Origin of the sequence: Microcystis sp. BLCC-F209 (genome assembly GCF_041928595.1) — a bacterium.
Taxonomy (GTDB): Bacteria; Cyanobacteriota; Cyanobacteriia; order Cyanobacteriales; family Microcystaceae; genus Microcystis.
Map to the genome: position 1 here is coordinate 1 of NZ_JBHFLL010000301.1, position 6,502 is coordinate 6,502.

General features: G+C 38.3%; 10 protein-coding genes. 3 read left to right on the top strand and 7 right to left on the bottom strand.

Features of this window, described 5'->3' with window-relative positions; all coding sequences use genetic code 11:
• Positions 1-311: 311 nt before the first annotated feature.
• The 3 genes from ACE1AQ_RS19565 to ACE1AQ_RS19575 all read left to right on the top strand — a co-directional run bounded on the left by ACE1AQ_RS19565 (position 312) and on the right by ACE1AQ_RS19575 (position 3,135).
• Positions 312-1,229, top strand: a complete 918-nt coding sequence (locus ACE1AQ_RS19565; RefSeq protein ID WP_110546004.1) for a histone deacetylase — start codon at positions 312-314, stop codon at positions 1,227-1,229.
• Between the two features lie 115 nt (positions 1,230-1,344).
• Positions 1,345-2,538 (top strand): Coenzyme F420 hydrogenase/dehydrogenase, beta subunit C-terminal domain, encoded by a 1,194-nt coding sequence (locus tag ACE1AQ_RS19570; RefSeq protein WP_110546001.1) that lies wholly within the window; start codon positions 1,345-1,347, stop codon positions 2,536-2,538.
• A 384-nt stretch (positions 2,539-2,922) separates the two neighbouring features.
• Entirely contained in the window at positions 2,923-3,135 is a 213-nt protein-coding gene (locus ACE1AQ_RS19575) for a type II toxin-antitoxin system HicB family antitoxin (protein WP_072926058.1), read from the top strand.
• A gap of 367 nt (positions 3,136-3,502) precedes the next feature.
• Here the strand turns inward: ACE1AQ_RS19575 and ACE1AQ_RS19580 are convergent, their stop codons facing one another.
• The 7 genes from ACE1AQ_RS19580 to ACE1AQ_RS19610 form a co-directional block, all read right to left on the bottom strand.
• Entirely contained in the window at positions 3,503-3,766 is a 264-nt protein-coding gene (locus ACE1AQ_RS19580; protein ID WP_002748707.1) for a type II toxin-antitoxin system Phd/YefM family antitoxin, read from the bottom strand.
• 272 nt (positions 3,767-4,038) lie between these two features.
• Positions 4,039-4,215 (bottom strand): tetratricopeptide repeat protein, encoded by a 177-nt coding sequence (locus ACE1AQ_RS19585; protein ID WP_110546003.1) that lies wholly within the window; start codon positions 4,213-4,215, stop codon positions 4,039-4,041.
• The gene (locus tag ACE1AQ_RS19590; RefSeq protein ID WP_002780221.1) at positions 4,194-4,607 is read right to left on the bottom strand and encodes a type II toxin-antitoxin system VapC family toxin; all 414 of its coding nucleotides are present in this window, start codon (positions 4,605-4,607) and stop codon (positions 4,194-4,196) included. Before ACE1AQ_RS19590 ends, ACE1AQ_RS19585 begins: the two co-directional genes overlap by 22 nt.
• Positions 4,604-4,825, bottom strand: coding sequence for a hypothetical protein (locus ACE1AQ_RS19595; RefSeq protein ID WP_002754465.1), 222 nt, complete (start codon positions 4,823-4,825; stop codon positions 4,604-4,606). Before ACE1AQ_RS19595 ends, ACE1AQ_RS19590 begins: the two co-directional genes overlap by 4 nt.
• A gap of 515 nt (positions 4,826-5,340) precedes the next feature.
• On the bottom strand, positions 5,341-5,622 hold the full coding sequence (locus tag ACE1AQ_RS19600) for a tetratricopeptide repeat protein (RefSeq protein WP_374809056.1): 282 nt from the start codon (positions 5,620-5,622) through the stop codon (positions 5,341-5,343).
• A gap of 2 nt (positions 5,623-5,624) precedes the next feature.
• Positions 5,625-6,050 carry a type II toxin-antitoxin system VapC family toxin gene (locus ACE1AQ_RS19605; RefSeq protein WP_002756072.1) on the bottom strand — a complete coding sequence of 142 codons (426 nt, stop codon included), beginning with the start codon at positions 6,048-6,050 and terminating at the stop codon, positions 5,625-5,627.
• 35 nt (positions 6,051-6,085) lie between these two features.
• Positions 6,086-6,325, bottom strand: a complete 240-nt coding sequence (locus ACE1AQ_RS19610; protein WP_002735146.1) for a hypothetical protein — start codon at positions 6,323-6,325, stop codon at positions 6,086-6,088.
• Positions 6,326-6,502 lie beyond the last annotated feature (177 nt).

The window sequence follows — 6,502 nt, forward strand, 5'->3', positions numbered from 1 at the left end:
GGCTCTCCCAGGTTTGGTGGGTAAAATGTATTCTAGGATACAGTCCTGCTGGCGAGTGAGTGGAACGAACCACAAAGACACAAAGGACACAAAGATTGATCGATCATATTGTAAGTTAAACTGATCACACAGAACCTAGAAGAGCCAGCATTTTTGCTTCCTGTCACCTGAGGGGGAGATAATTGCATCATCCGGCAAAAGTGGCCCAATCAGTAAAGTTTTTTCACTATAGTTCCTCAAGCCCCTGTTTTTCTGATAGATTAAAATCATTGGGTTGCTCAAAAATCAACGAGTTAAGCAGTAATTTGATTATGATCTCGATTATCTATTCCGAGGAATTTCTCGATCACGATACAGGTATTTACCATCCCGAAAAAGCGGCGCGTTTAACGGCAATTGTCGAGGCTTTAAAACAAACAAAATGGCAGTCAAAATTAACATGGCATTTACCGACACCGCTCGAAATTCGCGACGAAGTAATTCCTTTGATTAAACAAGTTCATAATCAAGATTATGTTGATAGATTGCGGCGAATTTGTCAACGGGGTGGGGGAAGATTGGATGCCGATACTCCCGTTTCTGCCCGTAGTTACGATGTGGCGTTACTAGCGGTTAGTGGCTGGTTAGATGGAGTCGATCGAGTCTTATCCACCGGCGATCCTACCTTTATTTTAGCCCGTCCCCCCGGACATCATGCCACTTCTAATTATGGCATGGGTTTCTGTCTGTTTTCTAATGCTGCTATTGCCGCCTATTATGCTTTGGAAAACAAAAGAGTGCAAAAAGTAGCGATTCTCGATTGGGACGTACATCACGGCAATGGCACCCAGGATATAGTCGAAAATCATCCCCAGATTGCCTATTGTTCCCTCCATCAATTCCCCTTTTATCCCGGCACGGGAGAAGCGAGAGAAAAAGGGGAGTTTAATAATGTTTTGAATATTCCCTTATCGGCGGGAAGTACGATTAAAGATTATCAAGAACATTTTGAGGGGCAAGTCATACCTTTTCTGAAAAATTTTCAACCGGATTTAGTGATTGTTAGTGCTGGATATGATGCCAATCAAGCGGATCCTCTGGCGGGAATTTGTTTACACCCACAAGATTATGGAATTTTAACCAAATACCTCTTAAGTCTCAATAAACCGCTGCTTTTCGGCTTAGAAGGTGGTTATGATTTAGAAGCTTTAGCGGCTTCCGTCGTCGCCACCTTAGAAGCTTTGCTCTGATCCTATTCCGGGTAATCGTTACATTTCTTTAAAAAGATTGGTAACAAAGCTATCTAATGCGGTAAGGTAAACGATCGATAGAAAAAAACCCTTGACCTAGTTGCTTTTTAAGATTATGAACTCCCTTGCGCCACACCTAAAAGCCAAAGCCCTCAAGTCCAATAGTCGTCGTCCTGCCAAAGAATTGTGTAGCGAGTGCGGACTTTGTGACACTTATTATATTCACTATGTTAAAGAAGCTTGTGCTTTTCTCAATCAACAAATCGCTGATTTAGAAGCAGCAGCACACGGCAAAAGTCGCGACTTAAATCAGGAAAATGATCTCTATTTTGGTGTTCATCAAGAGATGATGGCTGCCAAGAAAAAACAAGCTATTCCAGGGGCGCAATGGACAGGAATTGTCAGTACAATTGCCTGTGAAATGCTCAATCGTGGTTTAGTAGAAGGGGTGGTTTGTGTGCAGAATACCGCCGAGGATCGCTTTCAACCGCAGCCGATTCTCGCCCGTACCACTGAAGAAATTCTCGCCGCTAAAGTTAATAAACCGACTCTTTCTCCCAATTTATCAGTCCTAGAAGAAATTGAAAAATCGGGCATGAAACGGTTATTAGTTATCGGAGTTGGTTGTCAAATTCAAGCCCTAAGAGCAGTAGAAAAAAAATTAGGCTTGGAAAAATTATATGTCTTAGGAACTCCCTGCGTCGATAATGTCACCCGCTCAGGACTGCAAAAGTTTCTAGAAACTACCAGTCGTTCCCCAGAAACTGTGGTTCACTACGAATTTATGCAGGATTTTCGGGTACACTTTAAACACGAAGACGGCTCGATGGAAATGGTTCCCTTTTTTGGCTTAAAAACTAATAAATTAAAAGATGTTTTTGCCCCTTCCTGTATGACTTGTTTTGATTATGTTAACTCCCTTGCCGATTTGGTTGTGGGCTATATGGGCGCGCCTTTTGGCTGGCAATGGATTATGGTTCGTAATGATACGGGCAAGGAAATGTTAGAGTTAGTTAAAGATCAATTAAATACCCAAGATGTTATGTCTAGTGGTGATAGAAAACAAGCTGTACAAAATAGCATTCCCGCCTATGATAAAGGTGTAACCTTGCCGATGTGGGCGGCAAAAATGATGGGAGTAGTAATTGAAAAAATCGGGCCTAAAGGTTTAGAATATGCTCGCTTTTCCATCGATTCTCACTTTACCCGTAATTACCTTTATGTTAAACGTAATTATCCTGAAAAATTAGCGGCTCATGTTCCTGAATATGCTAAAAAGATTGTGGAACAGTATAAATTGCCCGATTAATTAGGGTATGCTGAAAAAGTAGGGGCGAAACATTCGGATAGGAAATCTACGGTTTCAACGATAGGTTATCGTCCGAATACTTTGCCTCAAGTCAATGATAGGTGGTGCGTTACGACGGATTGTTAGCCTCAAGTCAAAGCAGAAATTTTTGCCGTCTAACGCACCCTACTGGACTGGACTAGGTAATAGGTGTAGGGGTAATTCATGAATTACCCCTACAATAACGTTTGTCTGGATGTTGTTAAATTTTCTCTTGACAAAGGCGACTTGACATGATACTATATTCATAATGGAAAATCCGTGCGCCTACAAACCCTATTTTCAAGTCTCAATAATCGCCAATAAAAGCTTAGATAGCGATAATTTTTTTAGGGATTGAGAACCATGAACCGTCAAAGAGATTTTTATGTTGTCATTGAACGGGATGAGGATGGATATTATGTTGGGGAAGTTCCTCAACTTCGGGGTTGTTACAGTCAAGGGGAAACGATTGATGAATTGATGAAGAATATCAGGGAAGTGATTGAACTTTGCTTGGAAGATGACAATCCTGAAGATGTGTCGGAGTTTGTTGGAATTGAAAAGGTGTCTATCTGATGCGTACCTGTTCATCGGGGGAAAACTGTCGGGAAAGGATTACTCCTAAAAATTTTACGCGATGCTGAACTGACACAAGAAGAATTTATTCGTCTGCTGTAATTCCCATCTTGATTTAAGCTTCATGTCTCCGTTTTTCTGGATGTTGTCAAATTTTCTCTTGACAAAGGCGACTTGACATGATACTATATTCATAATGGAAAATCCGTGCGCCTACAGACCCTAGTTTTCAAGAATTTTCAAGGTCTAGTTTATTCGCCATAATGGGTTTTAGTACGATGAATATAGATTACATCATCAGTCTAAACTTTGATTGGAATGATTGAATGAATACTATGATTGTGTTGTATGCTGACTTCATAAACCATTAATCAATGTCTCCCAAGACTTCCTCAAGAGAATAGGTTTCATTTTCATTAATTTGCTGTAGAGATAGCTGTAAGCTTTCTCTTAAGTCGGGAATAGATAGTAATTCGATGGTTTCTTGTAAACTTTCATAGTTTTTTTGAGAAATCAAAATTACAGAATCCTCCTGATTCTCAATGGCATAAATTTTGTTATCTTCTGTAACCGATTTAACGAGACTCTGTAAATCGGTTTGAGCATCGGCTATTTTAATTTTTTTGATCATAATTAATCCTTTTTTTGATGATGAAATAATAAAAACTATTGTAGGGATTTAACAATCTCTCCTAATCACAGTCCAGACAGCATCCTCCTATAATTATCCATCATTGTAGTCATCAGTGATTAATTCAATCACTGTCAATTACAATAACGTTTTTCTGGATGTTGTTAAATTTTCTATTGACAAAAGCCTCTTGACATGATATTATATTCATAATGGAAAATCCGTGCGCCTACAGACCCTATTTTCCAAAGCATTCAAACTCTATCTTAATTCTACTTGCTAGAGTTGGGACAACATAGTTTTATATTCTCCATAATCGTTTGAGTATGGGGATGATTTTCCCCTAATCCTTCTCTGAAAATATTAATCGCTTCTAGATGGAGAGGTTCCGCTTCTGTGTATCTGCCTTGGGAATGGTACAATAGTCCTAAATTATTGAGAGATACCAATTTTCATAACTAAGATTGGGAATATTTTGAAAATGCTTAATGTTAGCTGTAATCAGAGTATAATCGCAATAAATAGCAGTCGCAGCAATAAACAAATCAATCGGGGTAATCAGTTGTCCTTTTATTCTAAGATTAACGTATATTTGAGTAGCTATATCACTAATTTCACGATCATAACCAATTACTTCACTGACTTCTACAAGACGTTCAAATTGTTGTTGTTGATTTCGTGCATCTTTATACAATAAGCCACTTTTAATCTCGTAATAGGTAAAGATTGAAAACGATATATAAGTATAGTGTTGTCGATAGATGCGGAATTGTTCAATTACTGCGGGATTGCCTCGTAAAAAATAAGAGAGGATATTGGTATCAAGTAATGCTTGTTTCATAAATCATTTATCCGTTTTAAATCAAGTTGACGATTAGCTTCTGCTTCTTCGACAATCTCTTGCATAGTATTTTCTATATCTGCTGCCATACCAGCAAATTCCATAAAGTCAATGTCTGGATGTTTTGTTTTTATAGATTGGACAAAATGCAGGATTTCCGGCAGCAGAGAAATGGGAGTTGTTTCAATTTCTTTAATAAGTTGTTCTTTGAGTGTCATAGTTTTATCAGTTATCAGTTATCAGTTATCAGTTATCAGTTATCAGTTATCAGTTATCAGTGAGCAGTGAGCAGTGATTAATTCAATCATAGTCAATGATAGGTGGTGGGTTACGACTAAATCTGGATGTTGTTAAAATTTCTCTTGACAAAGGCGACTTGACAGGATACTATATTCATAATGGAAAATCCGTGCGCCTACGAACCCTATTTTCCAACGCTCTTAACTATCATTGGTTCATTCAAGGCTCTCTTGGATTTGGTGGGTAAAATGTATTCTAAGATACAGTCCTACTGGCGAGGGAATGGAAGGAACCACAAAGGCACAAAGGACACAAAGATGGATTCTATGCAAGTTAAGCTTATCGCACAGAGTCTGGAAGATTCCTATAATAAGTCTAAGCTGTGATTTGAATGATTGAGTGAATACTATGATTGTGTTGTATTTGGCAAGTCTTTATCAATGATCAATTATAGTCTATCCCATAATCCCATAAATCACAGTTAAGACTGTTTTCAGGGATGAGGGGGTTTTGGTTTCAACATCTCCACCACCTCATCGGGAAACCGTTGTCTTAATTCTGCTTCGGGTAATTGGGATAACATCCTCAGATAATTCCGATAAAAGGTTTGGGTATGGGGATGATTTTTCCCTAATCCTTGGGTAGCAATATTAATCGCTTCTAGATAGAGAGGTTCTGCTTCTGTGTACCTGACTTGGGAGTAGTACAAATGTCCTAAATTGTTGAGGGAAGTTGCCACATGGGGATGATTGTCTCCTAGTAGTTGTTGTCTCAATTCTAATGTAACTCTATATTTTGAAATAAAATGAAAAATCCTTCTTGCGTAAAATGCTTATCGTGGGTAAGAATTTCATTTATATTCATTTGGCGCATTGTTTGCATGGATATACAATCTGTTAAGCTGTAATCTTTATCTGGACGATTTTGATATAAATCTAATCCTGATTGGAACGTCTGATGAGTTTGAGGTATAACTAAGATTTGGGGATTATTTTGTAAGCCTCTAATAACTTGTAAGGTTTTTCGTCTAACTGACATTCCATAAGCAGATAGATTGTTGAAAACTTCAATAAAGACTTCATCGGTTGTCACTATTGTTACCTGCTGGAGTTTCCTTGTCATTTCTATAGCTTTCTCATGCCAATCATCACGATTGTTAATGAGAGCAACCCAATAAAATGTGTCTGCAAAGATGGTTTTCATTGCTATGATACTATAAACTTTAGTTTCGGCTTTGCTTAGGATTTGGGAACTCCATAAAGATAATGATCATGTTGATTAGCAAGATCTATAGGCAACTTTTCTAAGTCGTCATTGTCTAATGGCATCTCTTCCAGAAGCTTTAATATTGCCTCCCCTACATTACTTTCAGATTTAGCATAACTAGCTTGTGCTGAAAGGAGGAAGTTCAAAGTTTCTTCTATTAAAGAATCCGGTGCTTGTTCAATCTCTTGCAATAGTCTCTCTTTAGTGTTCATGGTTTTATTCCTTGCTAATCAGTTATCAGTTATCAGTGATTAATTCAATCATAGTTGATGATTGGTGGTGCGTTACGACGGATTGTTAGCTTGAAGTTAAAGCGGAAATTTTGCCGTCTAACGTACCCTACATTATCTGGATGTTGTCAAATTTTCTCTTGACAAAAGCCCCTTGAC

Bases quoted from the DNA above. Each gene is read 5' to 3' on its own strand.
- ACE1AQ_RS19565 (WP_110546004.1), top strand. From the start codon at position 312: ATGATCTCGATTATCTATTCCGAGGAATTTCTCGATCACGATACAGGT.
- ACE1AQ_RS19570 (WP_110546001.1), top strand. From the start codon at position 1,345: ATGAACTCCCTTGCGCCACACCTAAAAGCCAAAGCCCTCAAGTCCAAT.
- ACE1AQ_RS19575 (WP_072926058.1), top strand. From the start codon at position 2,923: ATGAACCGTCAAAGAGATTTTTATGTTGTCATTGAACGGGATGAGGAT.
- ACE1AQ_RS19580 (WP_002748707.1), bottom strand. From the start codon at position 3,766: ATGATCAAAAAAATTAAAATAGCCGATGCTCAAACCGATTTACAGAGT.
- ACE1AQ_RS19590 (WP_002780221.1), bottom strand. From the start codon at position 4,607: ATGAAACAAGCATTACTTGATACCAATATCCTCTCTTATTTTTTACGA.
- ACE1AQ_RS19595 (WP_002754465.1), bottom strand. From the start codon at position 4,825: ATGACACTCAAAGAACAACTTATTAAAGAAATTGAAACAACTCCCATT.
- ACE1AQ_RS19605 (WP_002756072.1), bottom strand. From the start codon at position 6,050: ATGAAAACCATCTTTGCAGACACATTTTATTGGGTTGCTCTCATTAAC.
- ACE1AQ_RS19610 (WP_002735146.1), bottom strand. From the start codon at position 6,325: ATGAACACTAAAGAGAGACTATTGCAAGAGATTGAACAAGCACCGGAT.